At 50.1% G+C, this 19,446-nt stretch carries 31 protein-coding genes; all 31 read right to left on the bottom strand.

Annotation, left to right across the window (positions count from 1 at the left end; genetic code table 11):
• Positions 1-64: 64 nt before the first annotated feature.
• The 31 genes from rplQ to TERTU_RS03945 all read right to left on the bottom strand — a co-directional run bounded on the left by rplQ (position 65) and on the right by TERTU_RS03945 (position 19,436).
• Positions 65-460, bottom strand: a complete 396-nt coding sequence (rplQ, locus tag TERTU_RS04090) for a 50S ribosomal protein L17 (protein ID WP_015818843.1) — start codon at positions 458-460, stop codon at positions 65-67.
• Positions 461-529: 69 nt separating this feature from the next.
• Positions 530-1,519, bottom strand: coding sequence for a DNA-directed RNA polymerase subunit alpha (locus tag TERTU_RS04085; RefSeq protein WP_015817483.1), 990 nt, complete (start codon positions 1,517-1,519; stop codon positions 530-532).
• A gap of 49 nt (positions 1,520-1,568) precedes the next feature.
• Positions 1,569-2,189 carry a 30S ribosomal protein S4 gene (rpsD, locus tag TERTU_RS04080; RefSeq protein WP_015820770.1) on the bottom strand — a complete coding sequence of 207 codons (621 nt, stop codon included), beginning with the start codon at positions 2,187-2,189 and terminating at the stop codon, positions 1,569-1,571.
• A 12-nt stretch (positions 2,190-2,201) separates the two neighbouring features.
• The gene (rpsK, locus tag TERTU_RS04075; protein ID WP_015819123.1) at positions 2,202-2,594 is read right to left on the bottom strand and encodes a 30S ribosomal protein S11; all 393 of its coding nucleotides are present in this window, start codon (positions 2,592-2,594) and stop codon (positions 2,202-2,204) included.
• Positions 2,595-2,643: 49 nt separating this feature from the next.
• Positions 2,644-3,000 carry a 30S ribosomal protein S13 gene (gene rpsM / locus TERTU_RS04070; protein WP_015818064.1) on the bottom strand — a complete coding sequence of 119 codons (357 nt, stop codon included), beginning with the start codon at positions 2,998-3,000 and terminating at the stop codon, positions 2,644-2,646.
• 209 nt (positions 3,001-3,209) lie between these two features.
• Positions 3,210-3,326 (bottom strand): 50S ribosomal protein L36, encoded by a 117-nt coding sequence (gene rpmJ / locus TERTU_RS21200; protein ID WP_080516688.1) that lies wholly within the window; start codon positions 3,324-3,326, stop codon positions 3,210-3,212.
• A 26-nt stretch (positions 3,327-3,352) separates the two neighbouring features.
• Positions 3,353-4,696 carry a preprotein translocase subunit SecY gene (secY, locus tag TERTU_RS04065; protein ID WP_018014819.1) on the bottom strand — a complete coding sequence of 448 codons (1,344 nt, stop codon included), beginning with the start codon at positions 4,694-4,696 and terminating at the stop codon, positions 3,353-3,355.
• A gap of 39 nt (positions 4,697-4,735) precedes the next feature.
• Complete coding sequence (gene rplO, locus TERTU_RS04060; RefSeq protein ID WP_012779318.1) at positions 4,736-5,170, bottom strand: 50S ribosomal protein L15; 435 nt, start codon at positions 5,168-5,170, stop codon at positions 4,736-4,738.
• Position 5,171: 1 nt separating this feature from the next.
• Positions 5,172-5,357, bottom strand: coding sequence for a 50S ribosomal protein L30 (gene rpmD / locus TERTU_RS04055; protein WP_015817766.1), 186 nt, complete (start codon positions 5,355-5,357; stop codon positions 5,172-5,174).
• A gap of 49 nt (positions 5,358-5,406) precedes the next feature.
• Positions 5,407-5,919, bottom strand: coding sequence for a 30S ribosomal protein S5 (gene rpsE, locus TERTU_RS04050; protein ID WP_015819969.1), 513 nt, complete (start codon positions 5,917-5,919; stop codon positions 5,407-5,409).
• Positions 5,920-5,929: 10 nt separating this feature from the next.
• On the bottom strand, positions 5,930-6,280 hold the full coding sequence (gene rplR, locus TERTU_RS04045) for a 50S ribosomal protein L18 (RefSeq protein WP_015819195.1): 351 nt from the start codon (positions 6,278-6,280) through the stop codon (positions 5,930-5,932).
• Between the two features lie 35 nt (positions 6,281-6,315).
• Positions 6,316-6,849, bottom strand: a complete 534-nt coding sequence (rplF, locus tag TERTU_RS04040; protein ID WP_015819976.1) for a 50S ribosomal protein L6 — start codon at positions 6,847-6,849, stop codon at positions 6,316-6,318.
• Positions 6,850-6,885: 36 nt separating this feature from the next.
• Positions 6,886-7,278 (bottom strand): 30S ribosomal protein S8, encoded by a 393-nt coding sequence (gene rpsH / locus TERTU_RS04035; protein ID WP_015818371.1) that lies wholly within the window; start codon positions 7,276-7,278, stop codon positions 6,886-6,888.
• 28 nt (positions 7,279-7,306) lie between these two features.
• The gene (gene rpsN / locus TERTU_RS04030) at positions 7,307-7,612 is read right to left on the bottom strand and encodes a 30S ribosomal protein S14 (RefSeq protein ID WP_015817903.1); all 306 of its coding nucleotides are present in this window, start codon (positions 7,610-7,612) and stop codon (positions 7,307-7,309) included.
• Positions 7,613-7,625: 13 nt separating this feature from the next.
• Positions 7,626-8,165, bottom strand: coding sequence for a 50S ribosomal protein L5 (gene rplE / locus TERTU_RS04025; protein ID WP_015817507.1), 540 nt, complete (start codon positions 8,163-8,165; stop codon positions 7,626-7,628).
• Between the two features lie 19 nt (positions 8,166-8,184).
• A complete protein-coding gene (rplX, locus tag TERTU_RS04020; RefSeq protein WP_015816907.1) occupies positions 8,185-8,502 on the bottom strand; it encodes a 50S ribosomal protein L24 in 318 nt (105 codons plus the stop codon).
• Between the two features lie 35 nt (positions 8,503-8,537).
• On the bottom strand, positions 8,538-8,906 hold the full coding sequence (rplN, locus tag TERTU_RS04015; RefSeq protein ID WP_015817037.1) for a 50S ribosomal protein L14: 369 nt from the start codon (positions 8,904-8,906) through the stop codon (positions 8,538-8,540).
• A 62-nt stretch (positions 8,907-8,968) separates the two neighbouring features.
• Positions 8,969-9,235, bottom strand: a complete 267-nt coding sequence (rpsQ, locus tag TERTU_RS04010) for a 30S ribosomal protein S17 (protein WP_015820773.1) — start codon at positions 9,233-9,235, stop codon at positions 8,969-8,971.
• A 17-nt stretch (positions 9,236-9,252) separates the two neighbouring features.
• Positions 9,253-9,447, bottom strand: a complete 195-nt coding sequence (gene rpmC, locus TERTU_RS04005) for a 50S ribosomal protein L29 (RefSeq protein WP_015820017.1) — start codon at positions 9,445-9,447, stop codon at positions 9,253-9,255.
• The gene (gene rplP / locus TERTU_RS04000; protein ID WP_015819818.1) at positions 9,447-9,860 is read right to left on the bottom strand and encodes a 50S ribosomal protein L16; all 414 of its coding nucleotides are present in this window, start codon (positions 9,858-9,860) and stop codon (positions 9,447-9,449) included. The genes rpmC and rplP overlap by 1 nt, the downstream gene beginning before the upstream one ends.
• A 41-nt stretch (positions 9,861-9,901) precedes the next feature.
• A complete protein-coding gene (rpsC, locus tag TERTU_RS03995) occupies positions 9,902-10,576 on the bottom strand; it encodes a 30S ribosomal protein S3 (protein WP_015817556.1) in 675 nt (224 codons plus the stop codon).
• 12 nt (positions 10,577-10,588) lie between these two features.
• Entirely contained in the window at positions 10,589-10,921 is a 333-nt protein-coding gene (rplV, locus tag TERTU_RS03990) for a 50S ribosomal protein L22 (RefSeq protein WP_015820343.1), read from the bottom strand.
• Positions 10,922-10,945: 24 nt separating this feature from the next.
• Positions 10,946-11,221, bottom strand: coding sequence for a 30S ribosomal protein S19 (gene rpsS, locus TERTU_RS03985; protein WP_015819448.1), 276 nt, complete (start codon positions 11,219-11,221; stop codon positions 10,946-10,948).
• Positions 11,222-11,254: 33 nt separating this feature from the next.
• Positions 11,255-12,082: a 50S ribosomal protein L2 gene (gene rplB / locus TERTU_RS03980; RefSeq protein WP_015818857.1), complete on the bottom strand. Its 828-nt coding sequence runs from the start codon at positions 12,080-12,082 to the stop codon at positions 11,255-11,257.
• 11 nt (positions 12,083-12,093) lie between these two features.
• Positions 12,094-12,390, bottom strand: a complete 297-nt coding sequence (rplW, locus tag TERTU_RS03975) for a 50S ribosomal protein L23 (RefSeq protein ID WP_015819322.1) — start codon at positions 12,388-12,390, stop codon at positions 12,094-12,096.
• Positions 12,387-13,001 (bottom strand): 50S ribosomal protein L4, encoded by a 615-nt coding sequence (rplD, locus tag TERTU_RS03970; RefSeq protein ID WP_015818728.1) that lies wholly within the window; start codon positions 12,999-13,001, stop codon positions 12,387-12,389. Before rplD ends, rplW begins: the two co-directional genes overlap by 4 nt.
• A 20-nt stretch (positions 13,002-13,021) precedes the next feature.
• A complete protein-coding gene (gene rplC / locus TERTU_RS03965; protein ID WP_015816877.1) occupies positions 13,022-13,666 on the bottom strand; it encodes a 50S ribosomal protein L3 in 645 nt (214 codons plus the stop codon).
• Positions 13,667-13,802: 136 nt separating this feature from the next.
• Positions 13,803-14,114: a 30S ribosomal protein S10 gene (gene rpsJ / locus TERTU_RS03960; protein ID WP_015817548.1), complete on the bottom strand. Its 312-nt coding sequence runs from the start codon at positions 14,112-14,114 to the stop codon at positions 13,803-13,805.
• Positions 14,115-14,300: 186 nt separating this feature from the next.
• Positions 14,301-15,719 carry an OmpA family protein gene (locus TERTU_RS03955; protein ID WP_015820585.1) on the bottom strand — a complete coding sequence of 473 codons (1,419 nt, stop codon included), beginning with the start codon at positions 15,717-15,719 and terminating at the stop codon, positions 14,301-14,303.
• A 230-nt stretch (positions 15,720-15,949) separates the two neighbouring features.
• Positions 15,950-18,340, bottom strand: coding sequence for an ExeM/NucH family extracellular endonuclease (locus TERTU_RS03950; protein WP_015818981.1), 2,391 nt, complete (start codon positions 18,338-18,340; stop codon positions 15,950-15,952).
• A 379-nt stretch (positions 18,341-18,719) separates the two neighbouring features.
• Positions 18,720-19,436 carry a hypothetical protein gene (locus tag TERTU_RS03945; protein ID WP_015819944.1) on the bottom strand — a complete coding sequence of 239 codons (717 nt, stop codon included), beginning with the start codon at positions 19,434-19,436 and terminating at the stop codon, positions 18,720-18,722.
• Positions 19,437-19,446 lie beyond the last annotated feature (10 nt).

Below are 19,446 nucleotides of genomic sequence, written 5' to 3'. Positions count from 1 at the left end.
AAATCGGAGCAAAAAAAAACGCCGGATATAATCCGGCGTTTCTTAGGAGAGACTAAGAGCGGAATTAATCTTCCGCGCTTACGTCCGCTTCAGCCACTGGCTCAGGGCGACCAACCAGCTCTACATAAGCCATTGGTGCCTTATCACCAGCGCGGAAGCCGCACTTCAAAATTCGCAAGTATCCGCCTGGGCGACCTTCGTAACGAGGGCCCAGCTCATTAAAGAGCTTACCAACAGTGGATTTATTGCGAAGACGGTCGAAAGCCAATCGACGATTAGCGACGCTATCCACTTTAGACAAAGTGATCAGCGGTTCAGCGTAACGGCGCAATTCTTTCGCTTTCGGCAGTGTTGTTTTAATCAGCTCGTGTTCAACCAGCGAAGACACCATGTTGCGGAACATCGCCTTTCGGTGCGAGCTGTTTCTGTTTAATTGACGTCCACTATGACGATGACGCATGATTCTTACCCTTTACCTGATTGCTATCTCAGCAAGTCAATCTCTACATCCAGCCAACGGCTGAACATCTTAGTCGTTGTTTTTCAAACTGGCGGGAGGCCAGTTCTCGAGTCGCATTCCCAAAGACAACCCGCGTGACGCGAGTATATCTTTGATTTCTGTAAGCGACTTTTTACCAAGGTTTGGCGTTTTCAACAGCTCAACTTCAGTACGCTGGATAAGATCGCCAATGTAGTAAATGTTTTCCGCTTTCAGACAGTTGGCCGAACGTACGGTCAGCTCAAGGTCGTCTACCGGACGCAGAAGTACCGGATCGATTTGATCTTCCTTCTGCTCTGGCTCAACTTCCTTCTCACCTTCCAGATCAACGAACACCGCCAGCTGCTGCTGAAGAATGGTCGCTGCGCGACGGATAGCCTCTTCTGGATCGATAGTACCGTTGGTCTCAAGATCCAGCACCAGCTTATCCAAGTCGGTACGCTGTTCAACACGCGCACTTTCTACCGTATAAGCCAGGCGGCGAACCGGACTGAAAGATGCGTCTAACTGCAACCGGCCAATTGCGCGAGTTTCGTCTTCATCAGACTGACGCGCATCAACCGGCTGGTAGCCTCGACCACGGGCGATAGTGAGCTTCATGTCGAGCGTCACGTCACCAGTGATATTGGCAATAACCAGCTCAGGGTTCGCGATCTCAACATCGTGATCCAGCTGAATGTCTGCACCCGTTACAACACCAGGGCCCTGCTTAACAAGCGACAGGGTAGTGGTGTCTTTGCCGTGCATAACAACAGCGAGGTTTTTGATATTGAGAAGAATCTCGATTACATCTTCGCGAACGCCTTCTATAGCACTGTACTCGTGCTGAACACCAGCGATCTCAACTTCGGTTACTGCGCAACCTGGCATGGAAGACAGCAGAATTCTGCGCAACGCATTACCCAGGGTATGACCGAAACCGCGCTCCAATGGCTCGAGAACCACCTTCGCTCGAGTCGGCGCGAGCTCTGTTACATCAATATGACGAGGTGTCAAAAATTCGTTCACTGCGCTCTGCATATAAGTACCTGTAGTTGAAATATTCCTATAAAAAACTCAATGGAGAGAATTACTTAGAGTAAAGCTCAACAATGAGGTTTTCGTTAATATCGGCTGGCAAGTCAACGCGATCAGGAACTCGTTTAAAAGTACCCTCTTTCTTATCCGCGTTTACATCGACCCACTCGACATCAGGACGCTGAGCAGCAATACCTAACGCATTTTGGATGCGAAGCTGATTTTTGGACTTCTCGCGAACCGCAATCACATCGCCTTCGCTAACCTGGTAGGAAGGGATATTCAAAGCTTTACCGTTAACCAGAATAGCCTTGTGAGAAACCAACTGACGAGACTCAGCGCGAGTTGCACCGAAACCCATACGATAAACGACGTTATCGAGACGGCTTTCGAGCAATTTCAACAGGTTCTCACCTGTTGCGCCCTTAAGACGTGCAGCTTCTTTATAGTAGCTACGGAATTGCTTTTCCAGCAAACCATAGGTACGACGTACTTTTTGCTTTTCACGCAACTGCACACCGTAGTCAGACAAACGACCACGACGCTGGCCATGCTGACCAGGCGCAGTTTCGGCTTTACATTTACTTTCTAAAGGTCTGACACCACTTTTCAGGAACAGATCTGTTCCTTCGCGGCGAGACAGTTTACAAGTTGGACCTAAATAACGTGCCACGGGGACTCCTCCTTATACTCGACGCTTCTTGGGTGGACGACAACCGTTGTGAGGAATAGGCGTCACATCAGTAATATTGGTGATTTTGTAACCAACATTATTCAGTGCGCGTACGGCAGATTCACGACCAGGACCAGGGCCCTTAACTTCTACGTCGAGATTTTTTAGACCGTATTCCTGCGCTGCTTGACCAGCGCGCTCGGCTGCAACCTGTGCGGCGAACGGAGTGCTCTTACGAGAACCGCGGAAACCTGAACCACCGGCAGTGGCCCAAGACAGTGTATTACCCTGACGATCAGTAATCGTCACGATAGTGTTATTAAACGAGGCATGAATATGCGCAATACCATCGACAACCGTCTTTTTGACTTTCTTCTTTGTCGTGGTTTTACTTGGCTTAGCCATAGCATTATTTCCCGAAGAATATAAATGAATTTACAAATATCCGCTGCGATTACTTTTTAATCGGCTTACGAGGACCTTTACGTGTACGAGCATTGGTTTTGCTGCGCTGACCACGAACTGGCAAGCTGCGACGATGACGCAAACCACGGTAGCAACCGAGGTCCATCAAACGCTTGATATTCATGGAAATTTCACGGCGCAAATCACCCTCAACCGTGTGCTTAGCAACTTCCGCACGGATTTCATCCATTTTTGCGTCGTCGAGAGCACTGATTTTGGTGGATTCCGCAACGCCGGTAGCAGCACAAATCTGCTTGGCGGTTGTTTTACCAATCCCGAACACGTAAGTCAGGGAAATAACGGCATGCTTATGGTCTGGTATGTTGACACCAGCTATACGAGCCATCCAATTTACTCCAAAAAGATACGATATGCAGTGTTGACAGCGGTTAACACCACCCACTACGCCGAAAGGGCGCGAAGGATAGCGATAAAACCACCAAATTGCAATAGCAAAACCGTTTCCAGCTTTGCGACAGTCAACACCTCCAATTTATCAGAGCAGGAACTCTGAAGGGTTCTACGCATTGCGCAGCACCCAAGTACACCAATCGCTTAACCTTGACGCTGCTTGTGACGGGGCTCTACGCTACAAATTACACGCAGAACGCCTTTACGACGTACGATTTTGCAATTACGGCAAACTTTTTTTACTGATGCACGAACTTTCATTGTATTGACCTCAAACTAGGCGCGGCTTAGCGGCCGCGTCCATAACTCTGCAAATTAGCCTTTTTCATAACAGAATCGTACTGGTGAGACATCAGGTGAGATTGCACCTGAGACATAAAGTCCATCACAACCACGACTACGATCAGCAATGAGGTACCACCAAGATAGAAAGGCACATTGGCAGACACCATTAAAAACTGTGGCAGCAGCGCTACAGCAGCAATATAAACCGAGCCAACCACTGTCAGGCGGGTAAGCACGTTGTCGATGTATTTGGCCGACTGCTCGCCCGGGCGTATACCTGGGATATAGGCCCCGCCGCGCTTGAGGTTATCGGCAACCTCTTTCGGGTTATACATCATCGCGGTATAGATGAAGCAAAACGCAACAATCAATACAGCGAAAATAACGAAGTTAAGCGGTTGACCAGGACCGATCATCAGCGCGACTTCTTGCAATATCTCAGCTGCCTTACCTTCACTAGCATTGCCGAACCACTGAGCGATAGATGCAGGGAACAACAAAATGCTACTAGCAAAGATGACGGGAATCACACCTGCCATATTGATTTTAAGCGGCAAATGGCTGGTCTGTGCTGGCCCCTGCCCCATGCGTCCAGCAGCCTGGCGACGCGCGTATTGAATGGTGATGCGACGCTGCCCGCGCTCCATTCGAACCACAAACCAAACAATCGCAACAGCCGCAAACAGCAATGCCAACAACATCAGTACGTGAAGGTCACCTTGGCGCGCGCTTTCAAAAGCCTGACCAACTGCGGAAGGCAAACCTGCAACAATCCCGGCAAAAATGAGCATGGAAATACCGTTGCCAATGCCGCGCTCGGTTACCTGCTCACCCAGCCACATCATAAAAACGGAGCCAGTAACAAGCGAAGTTACCGCGATCAGATAAAAACTGAATACTGGCATTCCAGCATAAGCCATACCCTGACCAGACATTCCGGCAACCATTACAAACGCCTGCACCGTGGCCAAGGCAACGGTTAGGTAGCGAGTGTACTGGCTGATCTTGCGACGGCCGGACTCACCTTCTTTCTTGAGCGCTTCCAACGATGGGGTTACCGAACTCATCATCTGCATGATGATCGATGCAGAGATGTACGGCATGATTCCCAGCGCAAGAATACTCATACGCTCAAGGGCACCACCTGAAAACATGTTAAACATGCCCAGGATGGTACCCTGATTCTGGTTGAACAGCTGCGCTACCTGCTCCGGGTCAATCCCGGGTACAGGAATGTGCGTTCCCAGACGATAAACAACAATCGCCAAAAATAAAAATTTTAGGCGAGCCCAAAGCTCGCCTAAACCTTTCTGACCACCTAGAGGCATGTTACCCGGCGTTGCCATTCAACCCTCTCTATTCTGTCGGTTACGACTTAATGCCGCTTATTCTTCTACTTTACCACCAGCCGCTTCAATGGCTGCTTTGGCGCCTTTGGTTACCGCGAGACCTTTCACAGTTACGGCTTTCTTCAGCTCACCAGACAAAAAGATTTTTGCGCGCTTGATGTTCGTGCTGATCAGGTCGGCTTTAAGCAGCGCGTCCAGATCAATCACATCTGCCTCAACTTTGTTGAGCTCAGACAAACGGATTTCGGCGGAAACGCGACCGATACGGCTGGTAAAACCGTACTTAGGCAGACGTTTCTGCAAAGGCATCTGACCACCTTCGAAGCCTGGTTTCACAGTACCGCCGGAACGAGACTTCAAACCTTTGTGACCACGGCCAGCTGTTTTGCCCAGACCGGAACCAATACCGCGACCAACGCGCTTGCGCGATGTTACACGGCCAGGAGCTGGACTCAAAGTGTTTAAACGCATCTTACTCTTCCTCAACCTTAACCATGTAATTCACTTTGTTGATCATACCGCGTACGGAAGGCGTATCTTCAACTTCCACGGTGTGACCAATACGACGCAAGCCAAGACCGCGTACGCAAGCCTTGTGCGCTTCGAGGCGACCTGAAGCGCTTTTATACTGAGTTACTTTAAGCGTTTTCTTAGCCATGATTTTCTCACTTTAAATCGGCGCTGACTCTAGTATCGCTATCGCGATATTAGTTCAAAATATCTTCTACTGATTTACCACGCTTGGCAGCAACAGCATCAGGAGAGGCCATCGCACGCAGCGCTTCGAAGGTTGCACGAACCACGTTTACCGGGTTAGTCGAACCGTAGCACTTTGCCAGTACGTTTTGTACACCAGCGATTTCCAGTACGGAGCGCATGGCACCACCAGCGATTACACCGGTACCTTGTGAGGCAGGCTGCATGTACACCTTAGATGCACCGTGACGGCCTTTAGTAGGGTACTGGATGGTATCACCGTTCAGTTCAACCTGGATCATGTTGCGGCGTGCGGATTCCATAGCCTTTTGAATCGCAATAGGCACTTCACGTGCTTTACCACGACCAAAACCCACTTTTCCGTTACCGTCGCCAACCACTGTCAGAGCGGTGAAGGCAAAGATACGGCCGCCTTTTACAGTTTTCGCTACGCGGTTCACCTGAACCAGCTTTTCCTGTAAACCTTCGGCGGTGCTCTCTTCTTTTTTAATCTGCTGCGACATAATCTAACCTTTAGAATTCCAAGCCACTTTCACGAGCGGCGTCTGCCAGTGCTTTAACTCGACCGTGGAATTTGAAACCACTACGGTCAAACGCGACTTTAGTAACACCTGCTGCTTTAGCGCGCTCGGCAATCAACTTGCCTACCGCTGTAGCTGCATCAATATTACCGGTTGCACCACTGCGCAAGTCTTTGTCCAGCGTGGACGCGCTGGCAAGAACCTTGTCACTTTCCGGGGAGATAATCTGCGCGTAAATGTGACGAGGAGTTCTGTTGACGCAAAGACGAGTTTCACGCAGCTCACGAATTTTTGAGCGGCTGCGTGTTGCACGGCGTATTCTGGATTGCTTCTTAGCGTTCATATCTAAAACCTACTGTTAGCTTACCGATCTACGGCTTACTTCTTCTTAGCTTCTTTACGACGTACAAATTCGTCAGCGTAACGCACACCCTTACCTTTGTAAGGCTCTGGCGGACGGAAAGCACGCACTTCGCTAGCAACCTGCCCTAGCAACTGCTTATTTGCACTCTTCAGCAAGATTTCGGTTTGCGTGGGAGTTTCTGCAGTTACGCCTTCTGGCAGGTCGTAATCGATTGGGTGAGAAAAACCCAGTGTCAGATTCAACGTACTACCGGCTGCTTTAGCACGGTAACCAACGCCGTTCAGGACAAGTTTTTTCTCAAAGCCCTGGCTTACGCCAGTGACCATATTGTTTACCAGGGCACGCATGGTACCAGCCATCGCACGAGAAGCTTTGGCTCCATCACGAGCGGCAAACGTAACTACGTTTTCTTCAATTTTCAGCTCAACGCTATCGTGGATCTGAATCGCCAACTGGCCTTTACCACCTTTTACAGTGACATCCTGACCGTTTTGCTTTAATTCAACACCGCTGGGCAGTTGAACTGGACTGTTTGCAACGCGAGACATATTGGTTACCCGTCTTAATACTTTTCCTAAAACTGTTTAGAAAACAGTACAAATAATTTCGCCACCAACGCCAGCTGCGCGAGCTGCGCGATCGGTCATGACACCCTTACTGGTGGACACGATGGCAATTCCCAAGCCGCCGCGAACAGTTGGCAGCTCGTCTTTACCTGCGTAAGCACGCAGTCCAGGACGGCTAATGCGATCCAACTCTGCGATTACCGGCTTACCTTCGAAATATTTAAGGTCGATGGTCAATTCAGCTTTAACGCCGTCTGTAGCATTGAAACCAGCTACATAACCTTCTTCTGTCAAAACATTTGCGACGCTCTTCTTCAACTTGGAAGAAGGCATAGTCACAGAGGTTTTACCGACCATTTGTGCATTGCGAATGCGCGTCAGCATATCCGCGATAGGGTCTTGCATACTCATAAAATTCTGCTCCTACTCGTAGCCTGGATTACCAGCTAGCTTTAACCAGGCCTGGTACGTCGCCGCGCATTGCAGCTTCGCGCAATTTGTTTCGACACAGGCCGAACTTGCGGTAAACCGCATGGGGACGACCAGTAACACGACAACGACGCTGACCGCGTGCTGCACTGCTATCACGAGGCAGCTTCTGCAACTTGATCATTGCTTCCCAAACTTGATCATCGGAAGACTCAACGCTGCTGATAACCGCTTTCAGCTCTTCGCGCTTTGCAGCGTATTTATCGACAGCTTTCGCGCGCTTAACTTCGCGGGCGATCATTGATTTCTTAGCCATTTACAATCAACTCCTAACCTTTGAACGGGAAGCTAAACGCTTTAAGCAAAGCGCGACCTTCTTCGTTAGTACGAGCAGTGGTGGAGATACAAATATCCAAACCACGCAGCTTGTCTACTTTGTCGTATTCAATCTCAGGGAAAATGATTTGCTCATTCACACCCATAGAGAAGTTTCCGCGACCGTCAAATTGCTTAGGGCTGATACCACGGAAGTCACGTACTCGAGGAATCGCGATACTTACCAGGCGATCCAAAAATTCGTACATACGCTCACGACGCAGAGTAACTTTACAGCCTACCGGCCAGCCTTCACGTACTTTAAAGCCAGCGATAGATTTACGAGCTTTGGTAATAACCGGTTTTTGACCCGCGATTTTCTCGAGGTCTGCAACTGCGTTTTCCAAAACTTTCTTATCGCCGATAGCTTCACCAACACCCATGTTGAGGGTAATTTTGGTAATGCGCGGAATTTCCATTACGTTAGCTACACCAAGCTCTTCTTTCAGCTTGGGAGCAATTTCGTTGAGATACTTTTCTTTAAGCCTTGCCATTCTTCTTCACCCAATACGCTTATGCGTCAATAGCATTGCCGTCGGATTTGAAAACTCGAATCTTGTTTCCGTCTTCCAACACTTTAAATCCAACACGATCCGCTTTTTGGGTGCTTGGATTGTAGATAGCGACGTTTGATACCTGAATCGGGGCTTCTTTCTCAACGATACCACCAGCTACGCCTAGCTGAGGGTTCGGCTTCTGATGTTTTTTGATCATCTGAATGCCGGAGACGATGACTCGATTATCAGGCAGTACGCGGGTCACTTTTCCGCGCTTACCTTTATCACGACCGGTGATTACCACCACTTCGTCATTACGTTTAATTTTGCGCATAACCTTAAATATCCTCTTGACCTCGGTGCAGCCGATTACAGTACTTCGGGTGCCAGAGAGATAATCTTCATAAACTTTTCACCACGCAGTTCACGGGTTACCGGGCCGAAGATACGAGTACCTACAGGGGCTTCCTGATTGTTCAGCAGTACCGCTGCGTTGTCGTCGAAACGGATAAGAGAACCGTCTGGGCGACGCACACCTTTTTTGGTGCGCACAACAACTGCCTTCATTACTTGGCCTTTTTTAACTTTACCGCGAGGAATTGCTTCCTTAACAGTAACTTTAATCACATCGCCGACGCCGGCGTAGCGACGGTGGGAGCCACCCAACACCTTGATACACATTACGCGACGCGCGCCACTGTTATCGGCTACGTCCAAATAAGTTTCTGTTTGAATCATCGTCTTTCTCCGAAACTCTAACTCGGCGGGTGACTGTTATGCACCGGCCGCTGCCGATTCACTTAAATTCGCGTCGCGCGCTCTTCGATTTTAACCAAAGTCCAGGACTTGGTTTTCGACAGAGGACGGGACTCAGCGATAGTTACGGTATCGCCTTGGTTACATTCGTTGTTTTCGTCATGAGCTTTAATCTTGGTAGATTTGCTCACGTATTTGCCGTATACCGGGTGCTTTACGCGACGCTCAATCAAAACAACAACGGATTTATCCATTTTGTCGCTAACAACCTTGCCAGTTAGCGTACGTACCAATTTTTCTGCTTCAGCCATTCTCGTTACCTACGCTCTTACTTAGTTGCCGCTTTCTGGCGCAGAACCGTTTTAATGCGAGCAATGTCGCGACGGGTTTGCTTCACCAAATGGGTTTGATTCAGCTGGCCAGTAGACTTTTGCATGCGAAGCTTAAATTGCGCTTCCAACTGAGTGAGCAGTTCTTGCTTCAGCTCATCAACTGACTTTTCGTTAAGTTCACTTGCTTTCATCACATCACCGACCGCTTAACAAAAGTTGTGTTCAAAGGCAGTTTTGCTGCTGCCAGCGCAAAAGCTTCGCGGGCCAGTTCTTCAGAAACACCTTCCATTTCATAAAGAACTTTGCCTGGCTGGATTTGCGCTACCCAGTACTCAACGTTACCTTTACCTTTACCCTGACGAACTTCCAGCGGTTTTTCAGTAATAGGTTTGTCTGGAAATACTCGGATCCAGATTTTACCGCCACGCTTAACGTGACGAGTCATTGCACGACGGGCCGCTTCGATCTGACGCGCAGTAATGCGTCCACGAGCTACCGCTTTGAGTCCGAATTCACCAAAGCTAACTTTGGAGCCGCGTTGCGCCAAGCCGCGATTGCGCCCCTTCATTTGCTTACGGAATTTTGTACGCTTTGGTTGCAGCATTTGCCTAACCCTTATTCGTCAAAACTGTTAACTTCGAGCGCTTACTTAGCGCCTTTTTTCTTAGGAGCAGACTCGGCTTCTTCCAGTCCACCAATAATTTCGCCTTTGAAGATCCACACTTTTACACCAATGATGCCGTAAGTGGTGGACGCTTCTGCAGTAGCGTAGTCGATATCTGCACGCAGAGTGTGCAGAGGTACACGACCTTCGCGGTACCATTCGGTACGCGCAATCTCAGCACCGCCGAGTCGACCGCTAACCTGGATTTTTACACCTTCTGCACCTTGACGCATTGCGTTCTGTACCGCGCGCTTCATAGCACGACGAAACATTACGCGGCGCTCGAGCTGCTGAGCAACGCTTTGCGCTACCAGTACGCCATCCAGATCCGGCTTGCGAATTTCTTCGATGTTGATGTGGACGGGAACACCCATCTGCTTGCTGATTTCAGCGCGCAGCTTTTCTACATCTTCACCTTTTTTACCAATAACGATGCCTGGACGCGCAGTGTGAATAGTTACACGCGCAGTGTTCGCAGGACGCTCAATATCTACACGGCTTACTGAGGCGTGAGACAATACCTTTTGGATATAGGCACGCACTTTCAAGTCTTCGTTCAGCTTATCTGCGTAGTCACCCTTGCTGGCGTACCAGGTAGAGGTGTGCTTCTTAACAATGCCGAGACGGATGCCTGTTGGATGTACTTTCTGACCCATAAGTCTTCTCTCTTACTGATCCGCTACTTTAACGGTGATGTGGCATGTACGCTTGAAGATACGGTCAGCACGACCCTTCGCGCGCGGACGAATGCGCTTCATCGTTAAACCTTCATCCACGAAAATAGTGGACACCTTCAGCTCATCAACGTCGGCACCTTCGTTGTGCTCGGCATTGGCAATCGCCGATTCCAAAACTTTCTTGATGACTGCAGCACCTTTTTTAGTGCTGAACGCCAACAAATCCAAAGCTTCTTCAACTGATTTACCGCGAATCTGGTCTGCCACCAAGCGCGCCTTTTGCGCAGACAAGCCAGCACCGCGTAATTTAGCTGCAACTTCCATCACTAATTCCTCGCTGGAGCGCGCTTAGCGCTTCGCTTTCTTATCTGCAACATGACCACGGTAAGTGCGGGTAGCCGCAAACTCACCCAATTTGTGTCCGACCATCTCTTCGCTAACCAGGACAGGCACGTGTTGACGTCCATTGTGGACAGCGATAGTCAGACCCACCATCTCTGGCAGAATCATCGAACGACGAGACCAGGTTTTAATGGGACGACGATCATTTTTTTCCGCCGCAACTTCCACTTTTTTCAAAAGATGGTGGTCGATAAAAGGACCTTTCTTCAGTGAACGTGGCACTGCACTTTCCTCTTTTAGCTATTTAGTCGGCGCTTATTTCTTGTTGCGACGACGAACAATCATCTTGTCAGTACGCTTATTGCTGCGTGTTTTATAACCCTTGGTAGGAGTACCCCATGGAGATACGGGATGACGACCACCAGAGGTACGTCCCTCACCACCACCATGTGGGTGATCAACCGGGTTCATCGCAACACCGCGAACGGTTGGGCGTACACCACGCCAGCGCTTAGCACCAGCCTTACCCAGCGAACGCAAACTGTGTTCACTGTTTGAAACTTCGCCCAGAGTCGCGCGACACTCAACTTCTACTTTACGCATCTCGCCGGAGCGCAAACGCAGAGTGGCGTACTGACCTTCGCGAGCAACCAACTGTACCGAAGCACCCGCAGAGCGAGCCAACTGAGCACCTTTACCAGGCTTCAGTTCGATACAGTGAATAACGCTACCCACTGGAACATTGCGCAGTGGCAGAGTGTTGCCCACTTTGATCGCAGATGCATCACCAGACTCGATGAAATCGCCAGCCTTCAGGCCTTTCGGCGCAATGATGTAACGGCGCTCACCATCGGCATAACACACGAGTGCGATATGCGCAGTGCGGTTTGGATCGTATTCCAAACGCTCAACTTTCGCCGGAATACCGTCTTTGTTGCGCTTGAAATCAATTTTTCGGTAATGCTGCTTGTGACCACCACCAATATGACGAGTGGTGATACGGCCATTATTGTTACGACCGCCGGATTTTGACTTTTTCTCGAGCAAAGGTGCGTAGGGCGCACCTTTGTGGAGGTCAGGATTAACAACGCTTACAACAAAGCGTCGACCGGCTGAAGTTGGCTTACGTTTTTGAATAGGCATCAGTCGGCTCCTTACTCACCAGACTCAAAGTCGATCTCGGACCCTTCGGCCAGAGTGACATAAGCCTTTTTCCAATCGCTGCGACGGCCCATGCCGTAGCGAGTGCGCTTGGTTTTGCCTTTAACATTGAGAACGCGAACGCCCTCAACACTCACATTAAACAGCTTTTCTACAGCAGCTTTGATCTCGGACTTGCTCGCATCACTGACAACTTTAAACACTGCCTGATTCGCGATTTCAGCAGCCATTGCTGCCTTTTCGGAAATTACCGGTCCAAGCAAAACTTTATACAGGCGCTCCTGGTTCATGCCAGCACCTCCTCAAGTTTTTTAACAGCAGACACAGTCATTACAACCTTTTCGAAACGAATGAGGCTGACCGGATCAATGGCCTGAACATCGCGCACATCAACTTTATGCAAGTTACGAGCGGCGAGGTACAGGTTTTCGCTAACCTGCTCACTCACGATCAACGCGTCAGTCAGATCGTACTCAGCAAGCTTCTGAACCAAAATTTTGGTTTTTGGCGCGTCGAGATCAAACTCTTCAACCACCACCAAACGCTCTTGACGAGCCAGCTCAGAAAGAATGCAACGCAAAGCAGCGCGATACATTTTCTTGTTCAGCTTCTGTTCGAAATCACGAGGCTGAGCAGCGAATGTAACACCACCAGAACGCCAGATCGGACTGCGAATAGTACCTGCTCGCGCACGACCAGTACCTTTTTGACGCCAAGGCTTTTTACCGCCACCAGATACCGCTGCGCGGTTTTTCTGAGCTTTGGTGCCCTGACGCGAACCCGCCATATAAGCAACAACTGCTTGATGAACAAGATCTTGATTAAATTCTTTACCAAAGGCCACTTCGGAAACCGCAACGGTACCCTTAGCGCCCTGTGGAGTAACAATACTTAATTCCATGGTCGATTCCCCCGGGTGACTTAACCGTTGTTACGCAGCTTGACAGCGGGACGAATAAACACGTCACCACCAGGAGCACCCGGAACAGCGCCCTTGATCAACAACAAATTGCGTTCAACATCGACCCTAACCACCTCAAGATTCTGAGTCGTTACACGCTCAGCACCCATATGGCCGGACATCTTTTTGCCTTTCATTACGCGCCCTGGAGTTTGACATTGGCCAATAGAACCAGGGGCTCGATGCGAGAGAGAGTTACCGTGAGTAGCGTCTTGCGTACGGAAATTCCAACGCTTAACGGTACCGGCAAAACCCTTACCTTTAGAAGTGCCCGTAACATCAACTTTTTGACCAGCTTCGAAAGCTTCAACAGTCAGTTGACCACCAACTTCAAAAGCTTCGCCAGCTTCGTTGCGCAACTCCCAAACGCCGCGACCGGCTTCGGTTTGCGCTTTAGCAAAGTGACCTGCTTCAGCTTTGGTGACACGGGAGGCTCGACGAGACCCTACGGTTACTTGCACAGCGGCATAACCGTCGGTTTCTACGCTCTTAACCTGAGTGATGCGATTGGGATCAACCTCAATCACAGTGACAGGAACGGATAAACCATCGTCAGTAAAAATGCGTGTCATGCCGCTCTTGCGGCCGACAATTCCAATCGTCATTTTTTTAACCTCTCAGTGTACGGGGCTTTCCCCTACCAACCTTAAAGAAGTGTTGGTGGACCCGCTACGGCCGCCCATTTCAGAGCGTTACACAAAAATGGCTCCCACATATCGTGGAAGAATTCTATCTGAAGCTTTAGCCCAGACTAATTTGAACCTCAACACCCGCAGCCAAATCAAGCTTCATCAGGGCGTCTACAGTCTTTTCGGTAGGCTCAACTATGTCGAGCAACCGCTTATAAGTACGAATCTCGTATTGATCACGCGCATCTTTGTTGACGTGCGGCGAAATCAGGACAGTGAATCGCTCTTTACGTGTAGGCAGCGGAATAGGACCGCGGACCTGAGCACCAGTGCGCTTCGCTGTTTCAACAATCTCCAGCGTGGAAGCATCAATCAGCTTGTGATCGAACGCTTTCAGGCGAATTCGAATACGTTGATTCTGCATCTGAACCAAACTCCAAACGTTTTTAAAGAACAATCAGCAGTGAACAAAAAATATGCCCCGGCTGAAATGAGGGCGCAATTCTAATGAGCGCAGGAAGGACTGTCAACCGCAAAATCGATTATTTTTTAGCTGGCAGTTACAGTAGAGAAAGGCGCCAGACTCATGTTATCCGGCGCGCCAAAGATACTAAATTCCAGGGGCTTTAAGCAATACATCAATACGTCGGTTGCGTTTGCGCCCCTCGCGTGTTTCGTTATTGGCAATCGGCTGAGACTCACCGTAGCCATAGGCCTCAATTGCTCCCGCCGCCAAATCATTCATATTTACCAGCAGGTACTGACGAACCGCATTAGCACGGTCCTCGGACAACGTCTGATTGGCCTGCGTACTGCCAAAAGAATCCGTATGTCCTTCCACAACAACGGTGTACCCCGGGTACATACGCACGGCCTGTTCAACTTTCTGTAACAGTGCATAATTGGAGGCGTTGACCTGCGCGCTCCCCGGATCGAAGTTAAGACCCACCATGCGGATCAGTACATTGTCGCCCTGGCTGAGTACCATCGCCTCATCCCGACGAAAATAGTCGGAAACTCGACGCAGTCGTTCGCGCGCCTCTTCCTCTTGTTTCAACCGCTCTGACTGAATACCCACTTTGGTTTCAAGTGCAGCGAACTCCTGGTCTAACTGCGCATAACGCGCTTTTAGCTCATCCAGCTCGTGGGAATCCGCCGTCAGCTGTTGAATTCTATTGATAATTGCAGCAACGGGAACTTCAGAGCCCTGATCAAATTCCGCAACCAGGTCCAGCTCCCCCGCGATTGTGGCGACCGGCAGTTCCTGCTGAAGCAACAGCTGCTCCTGGGTAAGCTCCTTGCGTTTGAGTGCTTCGAGCTGATCAGCCAGATAAATGGCGTGCTTGGCCTCATAAAACGCTTCTTTAACCAGGGCACGAGGTTTGTCCGTATCGTAACGGTTTTCGCTCAGTTCCGTTTCCGCTGCCGTAAGTAGATCATTTGCCTTGGCGAAGGTTTCGGGAGCGTAGCGTTTCACTTTTAGCGCCGCGGCTTCCTCGATCTTGGCTCGCGTCTGATTAAGGTAGTTGCCTTTAATCGCGATCAGCTCAGCTTCGCGATAGAGTGTTTCTGCGTCATCCGCTTTGCTCTGCGCCCGCTCAAGACTGCCGGTTTCGAGGGTTTTGGTTGCGAGCAGAAAACGTGTTTCCGCCTTCTCCCAGGTTTCGGTTGCCAACGCCATTGCATCGACACCTTTAGCGTCGGTACGCGCTTGCAAGGCTGCTTTAAACGACATTTGAGCAACCTTTGCAGTCTTGGTTGCCAACCGCAGGAACTGCGTTGCCTCATCTAAATCTTTCTCTACCTTGCTGACGTTCTGTTTGCGTTCATACCGCGTCCGTGCACTTTGATAGGCGGCAACGCCTTTGGCGTAGCTGACAGGCGCCAACACATCAGCGAGTTCGTTCTGCGCCTCCGCGAGCGCACTGCGGGCAGGCGCGAACAGGGTATTTTCCAACTCGTCGGCAAAGACTGACGCAGCAGAAATAGAAAAAAACAAAAATAACAAAGATAAAAAGCGGTTGCGCATTTCAGCACCTCTTAGGGTGGGAATAGTCGTTATAGATCAGAATCCAGCAGTGCACCTTGCCCTGAGCGAGCAGGATGCCTATGTACTTTAACGGAAAAGCACCCCACTAAAAAAACGTCAGGGTGTGTCGGTTTTCACAAAAGCGCACGTTTTCACCGCATATCAGGCCGTGCGGTCATTTCCCGGAAACTCGGTCAAACACTATGCGCACGGTCCCCTCGCATATCGATTTAAAATAACGCAGGGCACACCGATGCTCGACGTCCAAACCAGAACCGCCCAAAGCGGCCGGGACAGTAACGGACAAAGAATCGACCTTTGCGCAAGCAAAGTAAGCAGGTTAGTAGAATCAACAAAGCAGGGCTGGAACTGCCACCGCCTTTCGATTGAGACCCGGAATCTATTCCCGCTTCAGTAGCGGGCACTGGCGTTGAAGTTGATGGGGCTTCAGGAGTTGGAGTTGCAGAAGCTGGAGTTACTGGGTCTACAGGCGGGGGCATTGGAGAAGGCGTAGCCGTGGGCGATGGCTCCAACTGAAAACCCACGAGCACGGGGTCGTGGTCAGAACTGCGCAGCGGACTTGCTGCATTAAAATAGGTGGGGCTACGGCCAAAATCCAGATTGTAGTCGAGCGCATCAGCCTCGTCCGCATTAATATTCCAGATCAAGGATTCCTCTAGCGTCGAACTCAAGGCGTCGCTGACCAACATATAGTCCAGGGTCCCCACCTGACCATCAAAGACGTAGGAATAGGCTCCTACTGGATCAGCGTTATGATACCCCTGGCTCAGCAAGTACTGTATCGGATCTTCCATCGCGTATGAGTTGAGGTCCCCCAGAATAATACGCTCTTGGCCGGCAACGCCTGTCGGCGCAGTATCAAGCCAGGCAGCCACAGCACGAGCCGCCTGCAGACGCCGTTGATTCCAAAACCCTGCACCGTCGCTTTTGTCGTAATCAGGGCTATGAAGATCAGTTAGCCCGGAGCGGCCTTTGGATTTAAAGTGGTTTGCAGCAATGGTAAGCACTTGCCCGCTAGCTAGATGCGCAAAGCTCACCGCTAGAGAGACGCGATTACTCGCAACGCCATCAAATACCGGGTTGGCGACAAAATCGTGCCCGCTAAACCCCTCCAGGGAAGCCGCAACAGTATCATTCAGCAAGGCAGGCTTGGTACCCGCAGCAACGCTGACTACCGCAGGTTTGAAAATAAACCCAACCGCAATTGCATCGCTCCCCACAAAACGAGTACCAGGGTAGACGTAATCATACGTGTGCCCACCCAAAAACGAATTCAATTCGGAAACCAATAACTCAAGCGCTGTAGAGTTATCATTGGTTTGGTCGAAATCATTTTCCAGCTCAATCAGTCCAACCACATCCGCGTTTAGTCCAACCAGCCCCTGTACCAGCTTGTTTTTTTGGCGGGCGAACTCTGCAGCACTGTCTGCACCTCGAGGAGCATGCCCCGCGGCAGTCGACACCCCCGCAGCAGCAAGCGTTTTAAAAAAGTTCAGTACGTTAAACGATGCTACTTTTAAATTACCTGATACTGCGGGAGCAAAAGCGGGGCGCGCATTGGGAGAATTATTTGCCTGATTAGAGGTAAAACTATTATCACCATTGCGCACGGAGCGCAGCCGCCAAGTGGTAACCGCAGCATTGTTACCGCCCCACTTGTAATCCAGCACCCCGGTGAGGCGCTCGACTTGGTCGCCCAGACGTTTAGCGCTGGCTTCGCTGTAACTCGCAAACCCATCAAGTAACCCGATCTCTGCGTTTTGTTCATTCATACCATCGTCGTACACAACTGACCGAGCTGCGAGTGTTTTTAGGTGGGTATCCACAGCAGTTGCATCCGGTGTGTTGTACTGGCTAAACGCCCTTGGTCGCGGCCCGGCGTACAACTGGATTTCGTTGAAACGATCAAGCTGATATTGCTCGCTTATCGTCAAGGTGTTCGCAAACTCAACCAGCATACCTTCGTAGGCCTCAAGGTCGGCTTGATAACCCTCACTACCATTGCGCGATACGCCATTGTTGGCGAGTAAATCTATAGTGGCCACTGTAACTGCAGACAAGCGGTTCGCGTTCAACACCTCAACCGACAGCAGCGAAGCCAGCTGGGTCTCTCCGTAATTTTCGACCACGGTACCTTGCACTTCTACTTGATCGCCGAGCTTTACATCCGTCATTGAGGTGTGACCTTCGTAAACAAAAATCCCCTCGGATGACCGCGTATCGCCGTCTTCATCTACACTTTCTTCCTGTACATAAAAGCCGCTCAGATTTCGCGCTACGTCCGCATCCCCTTGCTGAAAGTCACCCACGACAATCCCGCGAATTTTCACCAATTGTCCCTCCAACGGGCTCAGATCTGTCGCGCCCTCACTATTACTTCGCTGTGTATTTGGAGTGCCTTGAATAGCAGAAATCAAAGTAACAGGGGTTGTTGGCGAAGTTTTGGGCAACGTGCTATTCGCGTTTAAAGGTACAAGCACAGGTGCGCTGCTGTAGCGATTCCCGCCTTCCGGGCTGGCGAACATAGCGGGTGTAAGGAGATTCGCATATGCGTTAACAGACAACACGGCAAACGCACATGCAATTAATACTTTTTTCATGGTGAACCTTGTGGAGTTAAATTGGGAACCCTAATGAGAGCCCGAATATCGTTTCCGCTCGTTAACGAATTAAACTGCGCTGATAACGACTCAAACATTCTGGTTGGAAGCAACAACCGATAAGAACAACGGCACAGAGGACCGGTGTGACACGGAAAGCCAATGGCTAAAATAACGGGATAAGGTGACAGAAGTGCGAAACTAAATATTCAACACCAAGATTGAAAACGTATCGGGAGTCACTTTAGCCAGGATTATCCTGAGCAGATAGGTGAGAGCCCCCAATCAAGCTCAGTATTGGGGACCATAACACGACGTTAAAAATACTTCGTAGTACTTAAAGAGAAGCTACGTAAAGAGAAGCTTGGCCAGCAACAAGTTATTGCTCGCGGCCATAACCAAACATTTTCACGTACAACAAACCTAGTACAACTGTACACAAAGGGGCCGTCCAGATTAAACCAATAAGCAAAGCCAACGTGGATAGCATCAGAATAAGCCCGATTACCAACAGCAGCCCGGCTATTTTAAACCAGCGCTGATGCACAGCTTTGCGCGAGGTTTCCAGCGCGCGCCACGGGCTGAGGTTTTTGTCGAGAAGAAGCGGGATCGCAAAAATGTAGCCTACAGTCAGGTAAATGCCGGGCAGAACGAATAACAAATAACCCAACATTATCAAAACCATCGACAGTACATACAACAAAACCAAGCGCCCGATGTAAGCGTAGTAACCCGTCACCTCTACCGCTTTTACATCTAACCCCGCACTGCGGCGAACAGCCAGCATAAAAACGCCAGCATTCAGTGGCAAGGTGGCGAACACTACGGCGTACTGCACGATCACCAGAACCACCATATTTGAGATTATTGCAGCGGCTACGCCGTTTATTGCAAGTTGTATAACCATAATGCCGATGACGGCACCCCAAAAGCTGCCCTTGAACCCCAGAATTAGTAGCCATGCCTCATTCAACAGGTCCCCGATGCCAAACTTGTACTCCCCCGCCAATGCGGACTCAATACTGCCGCCAACAACGTCTTCGGGGTCTGCGAGAACGCTCTCCGGCGCTTCGTAGGGGTTTTTTGACTCACTCATCGGGACACTC

Origin of the sequence: Teredinibacter turnerae T7901 (assembly GCF_000023025.1) — a bacterium.
Lineage (GTDB): Bacteria > Pseudomonadota > Gammaproteobacteria > Pseudomonadales > Cellvibrionaceae > Teredinibacter > Teredinibacter turnerae_B.
The sequence above is the reverse complement of the archived record's forward strand: the minus strand, read 5'-3'. Positions and strand labels throughout refer to the sequence as shown.